The sequence below is a fragment of the Micromonospora sp. NPDC003197 genome (genome assembly GCF_053590565.1).
Genome location: NZ_JBSFTE010000007.1, coordinates 42,759 through 59,199 on the forward strand (window position 1 = coordinate 42,759; position 16,441 = coordinate 59,199).

Genomic DNA, 16,441 nt, shown 5'->3' on the forward strand with positions numbered 1-16,441 from the left:
CTACCTGTCCCGGGTCGAGCGGGACCGCTGCCGTACCGCCTCGTAGAGCACGACGGTGGCGGCGGTCGCGGCGTTCAGGGAACTGGCCGCACCGGTGATCGGGATCCGGACCATCCGGTGGCAGGACTGCCGCCAGGCAGAGCTGAGCCCATGGGTCTCGTTGCCGATCAACACGATGCGCGGGCCGGTGAGATCCTGGTCGGCGACCTCCACCTCACCGTGCTCGTCCGTACCGATGATCTCGATGGACGGGTGCCGGTCGGCGAGCGAGTCGACCCAGTCCAGCACCTCCCGATGACCGGGCACCCGCACGACCGGTACGGCGAAGAGCGAACCGGTGCTCGCCCGTACCGCCTTCGGGTCGTACGGGTCGGCGGCGTGGCCGGTGATGATCACGCCGGAGGCACCGAACGCGTCGGCCGACCGGATGAGCGTGCCGATGTTGCCGGGGGTGGTCGGCCGGTCGAAAACAACCACCAGCAGATCGCCGCTGGTTGGTCCGCCGCTGGTCGGTCGGCTGGCTATCCGGTCCAGCTGGTCCGGTGGCTGTGCGACGACCGCCACCAGTTCCGGCCGTTCCTCGTCCTTGCCGCCGAGTTCAGCCAACAGTTCCGGGTCCATCGCCACCCGGGTCGCGCCGACCCGGTCGAGCAGGTCCCGCCCCCACCGGGACAGTTGTCGACCGTCCGGATAGAGCAGGGTGCGTACGTGCCAGCCGTGCTCGACGGCCAGGGTGATGGGCCGTACGCCCTGCACCAGAAACTCCCCGGCCCGCTGCCGCTTGGTGCGGTTGGTCAGTAACGCCTGCCACTGCTGGAAACTCGCATTCCGGGTACTGACCCGCAGTGTCCTCGACACGTCGCCGCGGCGCTCCTCTCGTACCGTCGCCCGTGGCCGGCCGGCGCAGCGGATCGGAGCCGACACCGGTCGGATACCGACCACAGGGTCAGTCAACCATCCCGCGACGATCAGGTGTGATGGTCCCGGTGCGTCGAGGGATCGTTGCTGGCGACGATCCGCCGAAGTTCCTCAATGGTCACGTCCGGCGTGAGGATCGCCGCCCGCCAGCGGCGAATCACCATGGTCATCTCATATACGGCGACCCGCAGCTCGCTGATCTCGTTGTTGGCCGCTATTACCTGTTGGCGAGCCCGTGCGGTCTCGGCTTCGAGGTCGGCCACCCGGGCGCGGAGCGGGTCGATCAGGGTCAGGGCGGTGTCGGTCAGTACGTCTGCGGTGTCGGCCTTGAACCTGCGCCGTTGGCTGAGCACCGTAGCCATCGCCGCGATTCCCCCGGTGCCCCCGAGCACCGCGACGGTGGTCATCAGCGTCTGCACCCAGATGGGGCCGGAAGGGGCCGGTTCTAACCCGATCATGGGTCGTCTCCCTCCACGAGCAACTCCACGTCGGCAAGCAGGTTCTGCTCACTCGCGTGCAGTAGTTTTCGCAGGTCACGCAGAATCTGCAACGATCGCCACAGGGACGCGACGGCGACCGCGCCAATGAAGGCACCGGCGATCAGCGCCAACCGGCCGCTAACGATGAGTACGGCGATGGAGTACATGGCCGTGGTGGTGCCGAGCAGGACCATCGCGCCGAGTTCGATCCCGATCCCGGTGACCAGATGGCCGGGCCAGCTGATCCCGAGCAGGCCGCCCACCCCGACCAGCACCAGGCCCACCTCCCAGATCACCTCGACTACGGGTGGCATGGCAACGTCGATCGACGGGGGTTGGAAGCCGGCAACGATCAGCAGGACGCCGCAGACGAGCGCGGCGACAAACAACATGGCCTCGAACGGGTGCCGACCGGAGACGATCTGGATGGGCCGCATCAGTGCGCCCGCAGATCACGGGTCGAGTGCTGGCTCATAGCGTCGTCCTCTCCAGCCAGCGCCGCTACGGCGGTGTTCCGGAGCTGGTCTCAAGCACTCATCTGGTGGGGGCATCCTGCTGGTCCCGGGGACCGTTGTCGTCACCTGGTCGGGACAGCGACCATTGGCGGGATCGAGGGCCGCAACTATCCTCACTCACAGTGATAGCACCTGAACAGACGTCCGTCTACGGTCCGGATGTGCCACAAATTTCCTGGTCAACGCCTTGATCGCGTTAACGGTGCCCGGACAGGTGAGGTTTCCGGAAGGGCCCGGCTAGGTCTGATCATCGGCCGCTCCCCACCGGCTCATGTGTCGGGCTACGACCTTCCGCACCTGACGGCGCAGGTCCGGGTAGCTCTTGTCACCCATCCCCTCCGCTTGGAAGACCGCATCGGTGAAGCTGTCCACATCGCCCGGAGGTGACTCACAAAGCCGATGGATTTCGTCCGGCGGCAAACAAAAACCCAGCTTGACGCATAGTTCCCGGAGCAGTGGTTGAACTTCGGCACTTCGATCGTCACGGGCATTCATGACGGGCAGTGTCGCAGAGGCCGACTCGATACCCACTAACCCTGGCCGGCGTTGCCAGGCAACCCGACATAGCGCTGTTGAATCGCCTCGGCCAACTCGTCGGAGAACGCCTCGAACGGCGACGCCGTCAGGGTCCGCTTCGCCCCTCGGCCGGCATGCTTCCAGGTGCCGACGACCTGACCGTCGTCGATCACGGTCGGACGGAACATCCCATTGCCGCCCGGGACGATCTGGGACGCGTACTCGGGCCGCAGCATCGCGCTGCGGTCCAGGTAGCCGAGGATGAACTCGTCGAAGCCGGGCAGCAGGAAGACGCCACTCGCCTCGGATCGGGCGGCGGCGAGCCGGTCCCGCGTACCCGGGTCCAGGAAATAATCGACTCCGTCGACGCTGAGGCGGTCGAGGTGCGGCGCGGCGAGCGCGAGACCGGTCCGGACGTCGACCGCCACGAGATTCGCCCACCTCGCGAAGTCCTTGGCGGTGGCCGGGCCGTGGCTCTGGAAGTAGCGCCGGGCTAGTTCACCCAGCGCCTCGTCCCGCTCCGGGTGGCGTGGTTGAGGAATCCACTCGTCGACGAGCACGATCATCTGCTCGCCATCGGCTATCGGCCCGAAGCAGAGGGTGCCGGTCTGCGCCAAGTGCCACAGCATGTGGTAGCCCCGCTGGCCGTCGGTGACCAGTCCCCCCGCCCGCCATACGGCGAGCAGGTCGTCCCGTCGTAGCTGCCGACCGCCGGTCAACGCGTCGCCGGCCAACTCGCGGGCCCGTTCGAAGACGGCGGTGTCGAGGTCGAGTTGGGCACGGCGGGCCGCTGCCCCGGCTATCACCCGTGGCGTCAACAACTCCAGCAGCCAGGGCAGGTCCTCGGCCGGTACGACGTGCAGGGTGCCGCGCATCGGCCACGACTTGACGATCTCGCCAGCGGTGAAGGCGGCCTCGACGGCTGCCCGGCTGTTGGCAACGGTACGCAGGGCGATCGAGGTGAGCACGCCCGGGAAATCCTGCGCCTGAAGGGCGGTCATCCAGCGGACCACCTCGCTCACGCTGGCCAGGCCAGGGCCGGCGATCCGCTGCGCCACCAGTCTGAGCAGAGCGACCTCGTTGGACATTCGACCCTCTCCCCGTGGTGATCCGTACCGCGCAGCCTATGCCGGGGGTATGAGAAGAACGGACGCGAATTACGTCGCGGCGCGGCGCTCGTGGTGCTGACCATCGGCGCACGGCCCGCCCCAGAGGTTTGCCGACCTAGCGGAAGGGAAGGGACAAAGCTGGCGGAAGGACAGTGGGAGTCAGCGGGAGTCAGCGGGAAGGGACGGCATGCAGATCGGTTACAAGCTCGCGGCGGAGGCGTTCGGACCTGCGGAACTCATCCGCCAGGCGGTACGGGCCGAGCAGGCCGGCTTCGACTTCGTAGAGATGAGTGACCACTACCATCCGTGGCTCGACGTACAGGGGCATTCGCCGTTCGCCTGGACGGCGCTCGGGGCGATCGCGGCGCGTACCGATCGAATCGGGCTCGCGACCGGGGTGACCTGCCCGACGGTGCGCTACCACCCGGCGATCATCGCCCAGGCCTCCGCGACCCTGGCGATCGTCTCCAACGACCGGTTCGTCCTCGGTGTCGGCTCCGGGGAACGACTCAACGAACACGTCGTCGGACAGGGTTTCCCGAACGCTTCCGGCCGGCACGAACTACTCCGCGAAGCCCTGGAAATCATCCGGCTGCTCTGGTCCGGCGGCTACCAGTCGTACGAGGGCAAGCACCTGCGCCTGGAGGACGCCCGGGTGTTCGACCTGCCCGACCGGCTGCCGTTGATCGCGGTGGCCGCCAGCGGACCGGCCTCGGTCAAACTGGCCGCCGAACTCGGCGACGGGCTCTTCGCCACCGAGCCCAAACCCGACCTGGTCGACGACTATCGTGCGGCGGGCGGCACCGGCCCCCGGTATGCCGAGGTCGCGGTGGCCTGGGCCCCCGACGAGCAACAGGCGGTACGGGCAGCCTGGGAGACCAGCCGTTGGTCGGTGACCGGGTGGAAGGTGATGAGTGAGCTGCCCAACCCGGTCAACTTCGACGCCGCTTCCCGGACCGTCACCGACGACGACATCCGGCAGCAGTTCGCGGTAGGACCCGACGTCGAGCGGCACGTGCAGGCGGTAAAGAAGTACGCCGACGCCGGCTTCGACCATCTCGTACTGCAAAACGCCGGCCCCGACCCGGACGGGTTCATCGACTTCTTCGAGCGCGAACTCGTCGACCGACTGCGGTCCCTCGCGTAACTGGCCCGGCAACCGAGGGCGTCGGTTGAGGTCCCGAACCTCGCGTACGCCTTCGACGAGCCGCTGCCGACCGGGTGAGCGTCTCGATTCTGGGCCACACACCATCGGGGCGGTACGCGAGACGGCGGCTGGCCTCGCCTCCCAGATAGTGCCGTGGACCTGACACCCACAGACATCCCCTATTGGGACACCTGCTGGGCCACACGCAAAGTTCCTACCGAAGGACGGCCCTGGGGCGTGTCCTGCGGATCAGCCACTGAAGGAATGAAGCGAGCACCGGCGGTTGTTTGGGACGAGGGGTACAGCGAAGCCCGTATCCGCTGGGTTAGATAGACACAGCAACCAACCAAAGCAGGGGAGACACCAACGCACCAGCCACCAGGCCGATGCCAAATGGGGCGAGACGTGATCGTCGCGAGGCCAGGATGAGCCCGATGACCACGGTGACGAAGCCAGAAAGCGCGCTGACATAGACAAAATACGTGGACCACAACTTTAAATCGTCGCCAGACTGTGGGAACATTCCAACGAGCATGATAAACAGTGCGTGAAAGCAACTGCTGACGAAAATTCCCATCAGCAGGGGACTCCAAAGGTGACGCCTATCGGGCCGGACGGAGCGAGAGCTTCTCACGTAGACTCTTTTCGTACAGTAGATGGGCGTCGACCCAGGCGGCTGACTGAGCGAGGGCATCAACTCGCCGTTCCACTTCCGGATCACTTGACTCACCTGTTGAGCCGCCATGCCAACTATCAGACCAACAACAACTATGTGACCTGCTGGATCGGGATATCTGATGGCCGTGGGCTGCGGCTCGCCCGCACTAATGCTTTGAAATACTGATCGCGCCCGACTGGCGGGCTGAGCCTCAGCGGCGTCGACTTCCGGGAGCAACATGGCAAGTAGGGCAATCAGCACTGAAAGGGCCACTCATGGGATCAATTTTGTCAACAAGATGAGCGGCTTACATGTATTCCGCCGCAACCTCCTCGACTTCCTCGATAAAGGCTTCTAGCTCAGCTTCTGTGAGACCCTCATCTTGGAGTAACGTTCCCAGGACGACAATCTGAGCGGGCAGTGCCACATCCGGGCCGATATTGTCCATAAGATCTGTTTCACCTAGCGCAGCTCGAATCAACCCCTCCGTTTCCAAAGCCGGGAGTTCACCCCCCTCCTCATAACGAGATCTCGTCTCGGCAACGAATCGACTTATCTCTCGCAGATCTGACTGACCTTGGAAACGTCGATGAACAGCCAAAGCAAAAGCGGCACCAATCATCTGGATCGCCCCATCCCATTCAAGCGCACGAAGCTCACCCAGTAGGCGATCGATGGTTCCCCAGTCACGCCGAGCCATGGCCCGGATCAGTTCACTTAGCTCTGCTTTTGCGCTCATACGTTCGCAACCTCGCCATTCCTTTACGAATTAATCTATCCGCCTGATTTATGGCGGCACCAACTATCAGGCCAACTATTACCAACTGACCGCCTGCCTCGGACACCTCAATCTTGGATCTTGGTTGAGTTGGCACGAAAGCAGGAATTGTCGAAGAGGTAACCGGCTGTGGCCCCGGGGAGCCACCTGGATTACGCAGGATCTTTACACCTTTTTCTCCCACTCCAGTAAGGACCTTCGCGGCATCTTTCAAATTCTCGGCGTTGCGCATCGACTTCCGAAGGAAAGCACCCGCGCCTCTACGAGCACTGAAGCGTTCACCAACCTCCTCGACCAACTGCTCACCCGAGGGCATCGGAGCGTCGAGGGATTCTTGGCCAGGTGCCGAGCCGGGCGCGATTTTGTTGCTGTATGCGGCGAGCAGGCTCCGTGCACCTTCGAGAAGACGGGCGTACTTCGCAGTCTTATCGCTCGCCGTATGAATTTCATCAATCGCCCGCTTGATCAGGGGGTCATTGGTCCCCTGCGCAACTTCCGCGTAACGGCTATGGGCCTGGTCCGTGTCCGCCTTGGCGCGCATCGCGGTCACCGCTGCATTGGCCAGACGTTCACGCACGTCACGGAGTTGGGCAACGATGTCACCCACGCTGGCGCTCATCCGAGTTTCGCCAAATAGGCAGTCGCATGGCCGACGGCCGCGTGATAGCGGCGCAAGGTGCGATCAACCTCAGTAGCAGCCTCAGCCAACACCATCAACGCTTCCTGCACTTCGTCGGCTTGACTGCCCTCAATGGTGTGACGAGCCAGCCTCTCCGCTAACTCGGCTCCACTGACAGCCCGCTTGAAGGTGACCTCGCCGTCCGCAACGGCATCATTGCCCGCGCGAAGAGTGGCTTTGACCTCACCGATGCTTATCTGGATCAGATCAGCTCAGGAGACCACTGTATTCACGGGCAGTTGCAGAGCTGCCCTGGATCAGGGTGGCAGCCTCGGCAACCTGTTGCTTGCCCTGCTCGGCGGGCTGGGCAAGTGCGGCTTGGACTTTCTCGATACTGGCCATGCGATCCTCCCTGCACGCCGCTGGGGAGCGGCCGGACACGGACAGGCGCATCAGCGAGGCTCTCCATCCCCGCGTGACCAGTCGCACACTATCGGAACCGATCGACCTTCAAGCACCTCCGCCGGGCACTGAGTTACATGCGGTGCCTGCCTCCACAATCCATGGACACTGACGGCTCGCTCCGGGGCATTCACCGCAAAGAGTAAATCGGCGCCACTGTTGGTAGCGCCGATTCCTGGGAAGGGAGCGAGGGTCAGGTACGCGGGGTCGTGCCGGCCTTGAGGGTGGCGACGAAGCCGGTCCAGGCGGCAGCGCCGAAGGCGAGCGCCGGGCCGCTGCGGTCCTTGGAGTCGCGTACGCCCACAGCGTCATCGGCGAACCGCACCTCGACGCAGTTGGCGTTGTCAGAGCTGCGAGAAGACTTGAACCAGTCCTGGCCGGGAGCAGTGTCGAGGGAGGTCACGTCATCTCCTTGGCGATCCGTTGGATCAGAGCGAGCGAGTCCTCTGAGCTTAACGCCAGCTCCCGCGTCTCGGCGAAAGTCACCACGTAGTCCGTCACCCGGACGGACTGGTCGATGATGTCGATGGAGGTCAGGATCTCCTCCCAGACCAGGTCGGGCAGCCGAGGCGATGGGAAGGACAGGACCTGGAACGGGCCGCCGAATGCGGGATGGGCTCCGGCGGTGAATGGCATGATCCTCACTTCGATCTGCTCCGGCCGCTCGATCATCAGCTCGGCAAGGTGATCGAGCTGGGCGCGCATCACGGCCGGACCGCCGACCTGCTGGAGTAGCGCGGCCTCACTCAGCACCGCGCTGATCCGGATCGGCCGGTCACTGGTGAGGCGGGCCTGTCGGGCCATCCGGGCGGCGACTCGCCGCTCGACTTCGGTGAGTCGGATGGTGGTGGTGCCGCCCCGGATCACGGCGCGGGCGTAGTCCTCGGTCTGGAGTAGCCCCGGCACCACCTCCGTGGTGTAGCAACGAATTGAAGTAGCACCGGCCTCGTAGCCGAGGAAGCGGATGAACTCGGCGGGGAAGAGTTGGGAGTATTCGTGCCACCAGCCGCGTTGGGTGGCACCTGCGCGTAGCGCCTCCAACTCGGCCGCGTCGTCGGGCTCCAGCTCGTAGATCTTGATGAGTTGTTCCAGCCGCTTGGCCGGGAGCTTGACCTTGCCGGTCTCCACGCCGGTCACGTACGCCTGGATGATGCCCGCCGCGCGACCGGCGGCGGTCGCGGTCAGACCAATCTCCTCGCGGCGCTGGCGCAGCCGTATTCCCAGCTCCCAGCCCTGTACGACGGGCGAGGTCAGCGCACCCGAGGACGACTCGTGCGAAGTGGACGGATCTGAGGCGCGTACTGCCACGACGACTCCTTCAACCAGCGACACATCGACAACTTACCGAATCTAAACACTGCACGTATTCGCCTGGCAACCCTTGATATCAAACTCGAACTTGTGCATGCTGTGACGGTCACTTCACGGACCGCAGTCCGATGAGGAGCCTAGGGCAGACGTATGTCCCGGCTGCTCGTCCCGACCCCGGTTCGTTGCTGAGCGCTGCCAATCCCGTCCCCCGGGATTCCCTCCTGGCAGCGTGGGCGGCCCGGCCCTACGGCCAGGTGCCGGGCCGCCCTTTCATCCCCTGTGAGCTGCGGAAAGGGCGGTCTGATCCGATGAGTGAGATTCGGAAGGTCGCGCCGGTCGAGTCGGCGCGGTACGTGGCACATCTGCCGTTCACGGCGGGCGACCTGAGTTCGGCGCTGATCTTCGCCCGGACCCTGGTGCGGTCGTTGGCGTTCCTGGACGAGCTGGACGGCGGCGAGGCCACCGTCACGTGCGAGGACAAGCAGGACGATCATCATCGGATCTTCTGCTCCCAGTTGGTCGCCAACGGGCGGCGCTGCGAACGGCGACCCGACCACGAGGGTGTCTGCCAACCTCGGGGAGGGCTGCGGGCGTGAGCCTGGGAATGTTCTCGCCCCCCGTGGTGGTCTGCGCGCAGTGCGAGGGGGAGGGTCGCGCGCTGACGGTCTGCCGCTGCGTACGCATGGGCAACCGGTTCCTCATCGACGCCAACGCGGAGCGGACCGTGGACGGGCGGGCCTATCAGGCGTGTGAGCTGTGCAAAGGCAGCGGCTACCTGACACATGACTGTGACGCGTGCCGAGCCACCGGGCGGCAGCGCGGGCAACTCGTACTCACCGTGGTCAACCTGGACACCGGCGTGGCGCGCTCGGCCAACGTCGTACCCGGTGGGGTGGAACCCCGACGCAACGTCGGCGGGCGGTGGGAGCTGGCGCTGACCCCCATCGTCGCCGCTCTCGCCGCCGAGGTGGGCGCGGTCGAATACCGCGACGCGTACGGCCTGGAACGCCGGCCCTGCGATCTCACCGTCCTGCTCCCCGCCGACTGGCGGCCCGACCTGCCGATTGCCGACCGGCACCGACTGGAAGGCACGGCGATCGCCCGACACGCGTGGCAGCCGTGGCGGCTCTACTGCGGTCGGTCCACGCCGAGCCCCGCCCGCGACCTGCCCGCCGAGCTGAGTCGACTCTGTCACCTGGCCGACCTGCTCTCCCTAGACCTGGTGGTGGAGGCCCGACGGGCTCGTGGGCAGGATGTGATCTGGGAGATCCGTTACGAGCTGCCCGGCGGGGCAGTGCCGGTCAAGACCCGTCGTTGGGCCAATGACCTGTCGACGGCGATCGCCGCCACCAGCGTGTCGGACGCGATGTCTGGCCTGGTCGAACGGGCCAGGACGGCACCCGCCCACTACCTGCGCCCACACCCGGCCCACCGCGCCGGCCCGCCCACGATCGACCTTGACCAGGTCGAAAGCCGCATCCACGCCGACCTGGACGGTATCGGTGGCCGGGCACCCGGCGCGCAGGCCATCTGGCGGGACGGGTGCTGGCAGCACACGCGGCTTCAGGTCGAAGACCAGGTCGAGGTGCTGACCGAGGAGGCCACCGGCCAGGTCGTACGCAGCAGCGTCACGCTCCTGGCCCGCGTCTGGGAGCCACCGGCTCCCGGGTGGCAGGGCGACCCCATCCCGTACGGCCCCTGCCCGGACTGCGATCCGGAACATCGGCTGCGGCCCTGCCTCTGCACCCTCGGCAACCAGCCGCCCGACCCGGACTGCCCCGGCTGCTCCGGGGCCGGCGTCGCACCCACCACGATGCCCTGCCCCACCTGCGGGGACAGTCATCGGCTCCACCACGGGCTGGTGATCACCATGACCGACCTGGCCGAGGCCACCCTGCACGTCAACTGGCTGGTCCCCGACCAGCCCATCGACGTACCGCTGGTCGCCACCCAGCCCGGCGGGAAGCCGGTCTTCCAACTGCCCCTGTGCTATCAGCTCGACCACTGGGCGATGAACCTCGGCGGCCGACCGGCCGACCTCACCTATCTCGACGGTCGCTACGAGGTGGGGCAGGACCTGTGCGAGGGGACGATCACCGTCGACCATCCCGAGGTCGACCCGCTGGCCCGGTATCTCGTCGACGCGGGTGGCGGGCAGCCCGCTGGTCGGGTGCTGGTCTGCACCGCCCCGCCGGTCGCCCCGCCGCTGACCGACCTGGTCCGGCTCGCCCTCGGCCTGCACCAGACCTTGCTGGTCACCCTGGAAGACCACCGGCTCAACGAGGACGACCCGACCAAGATCCACGGCGAGGGCTGGGGCATCGAAATGATCCCGCCCGATCGGTCGATCCCGGCCGACCCGAAGCCCTACCAGCGCAGCCCCGAGGCTGCCGCCGCGTGCTTCCTCGAATACCTCGGAAACGCCACGCACCGCTCGGTACCGGACGATCCGCGGCAGGGCATCCCGATCCCGCAGACGCCGGAGCCGCCCCCAGCGGTCGAAGACCCGATCCGGCTGATCCGGCGCCTGGCCCGGCACCTCGCTGGGCGGCCGGTGAGCATCCGCTACCACCTCGGCGGCTGCCACCTCTACGTCCACGAGTTCGGCGGCGTACGGCACCTGGCCAGTGCCCGTACCGTCCCGATTGCCCTGACCGCCCTCGGTCTCGGCCTCGGCCGAGAGCAGCCCTGACCCCCGTCGGCCCGCCCCGACCCGCGTCGTTTGGGGGCTCGGCCAGCGCAGCCAAACTATTATTGACGGTTTCTGACATAAATGCTTGACTGGATGCATGGCCTCGGTGACCCCTCACCCACCCGCAGCCGCGCCTCGCCGACGTGGCCGCCCCACGGTGCTCGATCCCGAAGCGGTCGGCGCTGCGGCGCTACAACTCTGGGCGGAGCGCGGCTATGACGCCACGAGCTGGGACGACATCGCCGCAGCCACCGGGATCAGCGCCCGTACGCTGATGCGGCACTTCCCGTCCAAGGCCGCCCTCGCCTGGGTGGGTGTTCCCGGGGCGACCCGGCGCCTCATGGAGGCGTTCGGCGCCCTACCCCTCGACGCGCCCCTGCCGGACGTCCTGCGCACCGCCGTGGTCGCGTCGGTCTCCGACGATGCGCTGGTACGACGCGCCGGTGGGCACTGGATGCGGGTCGTCGCAGCGGAACCCGAGCTGTCCACGGCTTCCGTACGCGCTTACGAGCCGTGGACCGACGCCCTCGCCCAGGAGATCGCGCGGCGTCAGCCGGGCGCCCCAGCCGCGATCTACCAGGCCGTCGCCACCACCTACCGCGAGGCAGCCCACGCCGCACTGCGCGACTGGGCACAGAACTGCGATCACCGCTCTCCCGCCCACGCCGTCGACACCATGCTGCGCTGGCTCGACGTACACATCACTGCCCCTGAGGACGCCCCGTGACCACCACGACCCCGACTCCCGATCCGCTCGCCCCGGCCATGCTCGGCCCCGTCAGCCTGCGCAATCGCGTCATCAAGTCCGCCACCTTCGAAGGGGCGACCCCGGATGCCCTGGTCACCGACCGGCTGATCGAATACCACACCGCCGTCGGCCGGGGCGGCGTCGGCATGACGACGGTCGCCTACATCGCCGTCGCACCGGAAGGGCGCACCGAACGCGGTCAGGTCTACTGGCGCCCCGAGGCGTTGCCCGGGCTGCGCCGACTGACCGAAGCGGTACACGCCACCGGGGCCAAGGTCAGCGCGCAGATCGGCCACGCGGGACCGGTGGCGAACTCCCGCTCGAACGGGCTGCCTTCACTCGCATCGTCGGCACGGTTCAACCCTCTGGCGATGGGCTTCGACCGCGCCGCGACCCATGCCGACATCCGGCGGATCGTGAACGCCCACGGCCAGGCTGCCGCATCCGCCCGCGAGGTCGGCTTCGACGCCGTCGAAGTGCACCTGGGCCACACCTACCTGGCCGGGTCGTTCCTGTCACCCAAGATCAACCGACGTCGGGACGAGTACGGCGGCACCCTGACCAACCGTGCCGACTTCCCGCGCCGCATCCTGGCCGCCGTCAAGGAAGCGGTCGGCGACGACGTCGCCGTCATCGCCAAGATGAACATGACCGACGGCGTACGTGGCGGATTCGACCTCGACGAGTCGGTCCCGTTCGCCCAGATGCTGCAGGCCGACGGGCACCTGGACGCACTCGAACTCACCGGCGGGTCCTCGCTGCTCAACCCGATGTTCCTGTTCCGTGGCGACGTCCCGCTCTCCGCGATGGCCGATGCGCAGCCGCCGCTGCTGCGGCTCGGCATGAGAATGTTCGGCCGCGCACTCTTCCACCACTACCCCTACGAGCCGCTCTACTTCCGCGACCTCGCGCTCCAGTTCCGCAGCGCGCTGTCCATGCCGCTGATCCTCCTCGGCGGCGTCACCGACCTGGATGGCATGCAGACCGCCATGAGCGACGGATTCGAGTACGTCGCCATGGCCCGCGCCCTGCTGCGGGAACCCAACCTGATCAACCGGATCCAGCAGGACCGCACCGCCCGATCGCTCTGCACCCATTGCAACCTCTGCGCCGCCAGCATCTTCACCGGCACCCACTGCCCGCTGGACGCCGAAGGCACCACCGCACTGGTCAACGCCGGCACCCGACCCGTCGCTGGCTAGGAGAGGAGTTCCCCGATGCCCGTCCCCCGCCACCCCCAGTCGACCACGGTCGACCTCGTCGTCATCGGCTCCGGCACCGGCCTGGCCGCAGCACTCAGCGCCCACGAGGCCGGTCTGTCGGTCGTGGTAATAGAGAAGTCCCGTTGGGTCGGCGGCTCCACCGCACGCTCCGGCGGTGCCTTCTGGATTCCCGCAAACCCAGTGCTGGCCGACGAAGGCTCCGGCGACACGCCCGAGCGCGGTGCCGCGTACCTGGAGGCCGTGGTTGCCGGCTCCGCGCCGGCGGAACGGTGGCGCAACTTCCTCGCCCACGGCACCGCGACCGTCGAGATGCTCCGGCGGACCACCCCGATGCGGTTCCTCTGGGCTCGCGGCTACGCCGACTACCACCCCGAACTGCCTGGCGGTGCCGCCGTCGGGCGCACCTGCGAATGCCGCCCCCTCGACCTCAAGCTCCTCGGTGCCGACCGTAAGCGCCTGCGCCCCGCCGTCCTCTCCGCACCCGTACCGATGCCGGTCACTGGCGCGGACTACAAGTGGCTCAACCTCATGGCCAAGACCCCGCTTCGCGCAATCCCCCGCATCGCGACCCGCCTGGCCCAGGGGGTCGGCGGCATCGTGCTGGGGCGCGAATACGCGGCCGGCGGGCAGGCCATCGCGGCAGGCATGTTCGCTGGCGTCCGCCGAGCGGGCATCCCGGTCTGGACCGAGACGTCACTTGAGCGGCTCGTGGTCGAGCAGGGCCGCGTTGTCGGGGCCGAACTGTGCCACGGCGACGACACGCTCACCGTACGCGCCGAACGCGGCGTCGTACTCGCCACCGGTGGCTTCGACCACAACCTGCCCCTCCGGCACGCCCACCACCACCCCGAGCTGCAGGACTGGAGCCTCGGTGCGGACACCAACACCGGGGACGGAATACGCGCCGCCCAGGAGGCGGGTGCCGGCACCGATCTCATGGAACAGGTGTGGTGGTTCCCCGCCGTCGCGCCCGTCGGCGACGCCGCACCACAGGTGCTCCTCGCCGAACGCTCCCTGCCAGGCTCGCTCATGGTGGACGGCACCGGTCGCCGGTTCATCAACGAATCCTGCGACTACATGACCTTCGGCCAGACGACGCTCGCCCACGCCCATGAAAACGGCTCCCTACCCAGCATGTGGCTGATCTTCGACCAGAAGTACCGCAACAGCTACGTCTTCGCCGGAGCGCACTTCCCTCGGGGTCCGCTGCCGAAATCCTGGTACGACGGGGGGATCGCGCATCGCGCCGGCAACTCCGAGGACCTCGCCCGGTCCATGGGCGTGGACGCCGACGCGCTGCGCACCACCCTGGCGCGGTTCAACCAGCTCGCCGCCGCCGGCAGCGACGACGACTACCACCGTGGGGCCAGCGCGTACGACCGCTACTACGGCGATCCGACGGTGACGCCCAACCCGAACCTCAGGCCCCTCTCCGGCACCCTGTATGCCGTCAAGGTCGTCCTGTCCGACCTGGGCACCTGTGGCGGGATCCAGGCAGACGGCCTGGGGCGGGCGCTGTCCGCAGCGGGGGATCCCATCCCCGGCCTGTACGCGATCGGCAACGCCGCCGCCAACGCCTTCGGCCGGACGTACCCTGGAGCCGGCGCCACCATCGGGCAGGGCCTCGTCTACGGCTACATCGTCGGGCGTCATGCGGCAGGCAAACTCCCTGCCCAGGCCCAGGCCCAGGCCCAGCCTGCCGGCCACTGATCTCAACAGAAGACGTTCCCATGCGGACCCCCTCGGCAGGATCTTCGTCGTCACGGGGAGTGGTAACGGCAAGCTGGCGAAGCAGGAAGGAACCGAGATGGGTACGTACGCGGTGACCGGTGCCGCCTCCGGCATGGGCAAGGCGGCAGCCGAACGGCTGCGTCGCGACGGGCACACCGTCATCGGCGTGGACCTGCGTAACGTCGAGGTCATCGCTGATCTGTCCACGCCGCAGGGGCGTACGGCAGCGGCGACCGAGGTGCTGGACCGGGCCGGCGGCCGGCTCGACGGCGCGGTCTGCGCCGCCGGGCTCGGCGGCATCCCGGGACGGGACAGCCTCGTCCAGCAGGTCAACTACTTCGGCGTCGTGGACCTGCTCGAAGCATGGCGGCCCGCACTGGCCGCAGTGGGCAACAGCAAGGTCGTGGTGTTCGGGTCGAACTCGGTCACCCTCACCCCGATGGTGCCGGAACGCGCTGTACGGGCCCTGCTCGACCGGGACCCCGCCAAGGCACTGCGCGTGGTGGGACGCTTCGGCAAACGCTCGGCGCCCTTCGCGTACGCGAGTTCCAAGCTGGCCGTGACGCGGTGGGCCCGCCACGCCGCGATCTCGCCGCAGTGGGCCGGTGCCGGCATCCGGGTCAACGTGCTCGCCCCCGGCATCATCGCCACACCGCTGCTCGACGAGCAGATCGCCCGTGGCGAGAAGGCTTCGGTCGAGCAGCTGGCCGTGCCGATCGGTGGGCGCGGCAACCCGGCGGACGTCGGCGAGTGGGTGGCGTTCATGCTGTCGCCGGCTGCCGACTTCCTCTGCGGATCGGTGATCTTCCTGGACGGCGGATCCGACGCCTACTTCCGTACCGACGACTGGCCGGTCTCGACCGGCCCAGCCGGGATCATTCGCTACATGCGCCGCGCCAAGGCATGGCGCAACCGGCACTGACTGGCCTCTCCGGTACGGCTTCGCGGCTAGCCCCGGTCAGGTCGAGTGGCTCGGCTCGACGGCTCAGATCTCGGGATTGATCAGGTGGAAGAGGATGTGGTCCTGCCACATCCCGGCGATCTTCAGGTACGACGGAGCCACCCCGTACGGCCGGAAACCGTTGCGGGTCAGCACGCGCTGGGACGCGGTGTTGTGCAGGAGCGTCTCGGCCTGGAGCCGATGCAGCTTGAGTTTCTGGAAGGCGATGGTGACGATCTCGGCTAAAGCACCGGACGCGATCCCGCGGCCGTTGTGTGATCCGCTCACCCAGTAGCCGATGCTGGCGGACTGGAACGCACCCCGGGTGATGCCGTTCAGGTTGATCCGCCCAATGACCTGGTCACCCTCGTCAACGACTACGCGCGGCAGCATGGTTCCGTACGCGTGAAGCTCAAGCTCCATCTCCAGGACTGCTCGCTGAGCATCCACAATGAAGTACTCGTCATCGCGGGCCGGCTCCCACGGCTCAAGAAAAGCACGGTTTGCCGTCAGCTGAGCTGCCAGCGCCTCAGCGTCGTCGAGTGACACAAGACGGGTAAAGGTCATCTCACATCTCCAATCCGCCCAAACCCCA

Annotated in this window: 19 protein-coding genes; 7 read left to right on the forward strand and 12 right to left on the reverse strand. The window is 67.2% G+C overall.

Annotation, left to right across the window (positions count from 1 at the left end; all coding sequences use genetic code 11):
- From ACWDV4_RS10020 to ACWDV4_RS10040, 5 genes are all read right to left on the reverse strand, one after another.
- On the reverse strand, positions 1-858 hold the full coding sequence (locus tag ACWDV4_RS10020) for a TrmH family RNA methyltransferase (RefSeq protein ID WP_449976353.1): 858 nt from the start codon (positions 856-858) through the stop codon (positions 1-3).
- 110 nt (positions 859-968) lie between these two features.
- Positions 969-1,376 carry a hypothetical protein gene (locus tag ACWDV4_RS10025; RefSeq protein WP_449976355.1) on the reverse strand — a complete coding sequence of 136 codons (408 nt, stop codon included), beginning with the start codon at positions 1,374-1,376 and terminating at the stop codon, positions 969-971.
- A complete protein-coding gene (locus ACWDV4_RS10030) occupies positions 1,373-1,834 on the reverse strand; it encodes a hypothetical protein (protein ID WP_449976357.1) in 462 nt (153 codons plus the stop codon). The genes ACWDV4_RS10025 and ACWDV4_RS10030 overlap by 4 nt, the downstream gene beginning before the upstream one ends.
- A gap of 315 nt (positions 1,835-2,149) precedes the next feature.
- Positions 2,150-2,407: a hypothetical protein gene (locus tag ACWDV4_RS10035; protein WP_449976359.1), complete on the reverse strand. Its 258-nt coding sequence runs from the start codon at positions 2,405-2,407 to the stop codon at positions 2,150-2,152.
- Between the two features lie 35 nt (positions 2,408-2,442).
- Positions 2,443-3,516 carry a winged helix DNA-binding domain-containing protein gene (locus ACWDV4_RS10040; protein ID WP_449976362.1) on the reverse strand — a complete coding sequence of 358 codons (1,074 nt, stop codon included), beginning with the start codon at positions 3,514-3,516 and terminating at the stop codon, positions 2,443-2,445.
- Positions 3,517-3,724: 208 nt separating this feature from the next.
- Here ACWDV4_RS10040 and ACWDV4_RS10045 point away from each other — a divergent pair, with 208 nt between their 5' ends.
- On the forward strand, positions 3,725-4,684 hold the full coding sequence (locus ACWDV4_RS10045; protein WP_449976364.1) for a TIGR03557 family F420-dependent LLM class oxidoreductase: 960 nt from the start codon (positions 3,725-3,727) through the stop codon (positions 4,682-4,684).
- 325 nt (positions 4,685-5,009) lie between these two features.
- On the opposite strand, the gene ACWDV4_RS10050 is transcribed toward ACWDV4_RS10045, so the two are convergent.
- The 6 genes from ACWDV4_RS10050 to ACWDV4_RS10075 form a co-directional block, all read right to left on the reverse strand.
- Complete coding sequence (locus ACWDV4_RS10050; protein ID WP_449976366.1) at positions 5,010-5,261, reverse strand: hypothetical protein; 252 nt, start codon at positions 5,259-5,261, stop codon at positions 5,010-5,012.
- A 388-nt stretch (positions 5,262-5,649) separates the two neighbouring features.
- Positions 5,650-6,081: a hypothetical protein gene (locus ACWDV4_RS10055; protein ID WP_449976368.1), complete on the reverse strand. Its 432-nt coding sequence runs from the start codon at positions 6,079-6,081 to the stop codon at positions 5,650-5,652.
- Positions 6,056-6,739, reverse strand: coding sequence for a hypothetical protein (locus ACWDV4_RS10060; RefSeq protein ID WP_449976370.1), 684 nt, complete (start codon positions 6,737-6,739; stop codon positions 6,056-6,058). The genes ACWDV4_RS10055 and ACWDV4_RS10060 overlap by 26 nt, the downstream gene beginning before the upstream one ends.
- Positions 6,740-7,006: 267 nt before the next feature.
- Positions 7,007-7,141 (reverse strand): hypothetical protein, encoded by a 135-nt coding sequence (locus ACWDV4_RS10065; protein WP_449976372.1) that lies wholly within the window; start codon positions 7,139-7,141, stop codon positions 7,007-7,009.
- A gap of 253 nt (positions 7,142-7,394) precedes the next feature.
- Entirely contained in the window at positions 7,395-7,604 is a 210-nt protein-coding gene (locus tag ACWDV4_RS10070) for a DUF397 domain-containing protein (protein ID WP_449976375.1), read from the reverse strand.
- On the reverse strand, positions 7,601-8,509 hold the full coding sequence (locus ACWDV4_RS10075; RefSeq protein ID WP_449976377.1) for a helix-turn-helix domain-containing protein: 909 nt from the start codon (positions 8,507-8,509) through the stop codon (positions 7,601-7,603). Before ACWDV4_RS10075 ends, ACWDV4_RS10070 begins: the two co-directional genes overlap by 4 nt.
- 311 nt (positions 8,510-8,820) lie before the next feature.
- On the opposite strand from ACWDV4_RS10075, the gene ACWDV4_RS10080 reads away from it, so the two are divergent.
- The 6 genes from ACWDV4_RS10080 to ACWDV4_RS10105 all read left to right on the forward strand — a co-directional run bounded on the left by ACWDV4_RS10080 (position 8,821) and on the right by ACWDV4_RS10105 (position 15,828).
- A complete protein-coding gene (locus ACWDV4_RS10080) occupies positions 8,821-9,108 on the forward strand; it encodes a hypothetical protein (protein WP_449976380.1) in 288 nt (95 codons plus the stop codon).
- Positions 9,105-11,204 (forward strand): hypothetical protein, encoded by a 2,100-nt coding sequence (locus ACWDV4_RS10085; protein WP_449976382.1) that lies wholly within the window; start codon positions 9,105-9,107, stop codon positions 11,202-11,204. Before ACWDV4_RS10080 ends, ACWDV4_RS10085 begins: the two co-directional genes overlap by 4 nt.
- A 106-nt stretch (positions 11,205-11,310) precedes the next feature.
- A complete protein-coding gene (locus ACWDV4_RS10090; protein ID WP_449976384.1) occupies positions 11,311-11,931 on the forward strand; it encodes a TetR/AcrR family transcriptional regulator in 621 nt (206 codons plus the stop codon).
- A complete protein-coding gene (locus ACWDV4_RS10095; protein ID WP_449976387.1) occupies positions 11,928-13,154 on the forward strand; it encodes an NADH:flavin oxidoreductase in 1,227 nt (408 codons plus the stop codon). Before ACWDV4_RS10090 ends, ACWDV4_RS10095 begins: the two co-directional genes overlap by 4 nt.
- 15 nt (positions 13,155-13,169) lie before the next feature.
- Positions 13,170-14,885 (forward strand): 3-ketosteroid-delta-1-dehydrogenase, encoded by a 1,716-nt coding sequence (locus ACWDV4_RS10100; RefSeq protein ID WP_449976389.1) that lies wholly within the window; start codon positions 13,170-13,172, stop codon positions 14,883-14,885.
- A 97-nt stretch (positions 14,886-14,982) separates the two neighbouring features.
- On the forward strand, positions 14,983-15,828 hold the full coding sequence (locus tag ACWDV4_RS10105) for an SDR family oxidoreductase (protein WP_449976392.1): 846 nt from the start codon (positions 14,983-14,985) through the stop codon (positions 15,826-15,828).
- A 63-nt stretch (positions 15,829-15,891) separates the two neighbouring features.
- Here ACWDV4_RS10105 and ACWDV4_RS10110 read toward each other — a convergent pair whose 3' ends face one another.
- Entirely contained in the window at positions 15,892-16,413 is a 522-nt protein-coding gene (locus tag ACWDV4_RS10110) for a GNAT family N-acetyltransferase (RefSeq protein WP_449976394.1), read from the reverse strand.
- Positions 16,414-16,441: the final 28 nt, after the last annotated feature.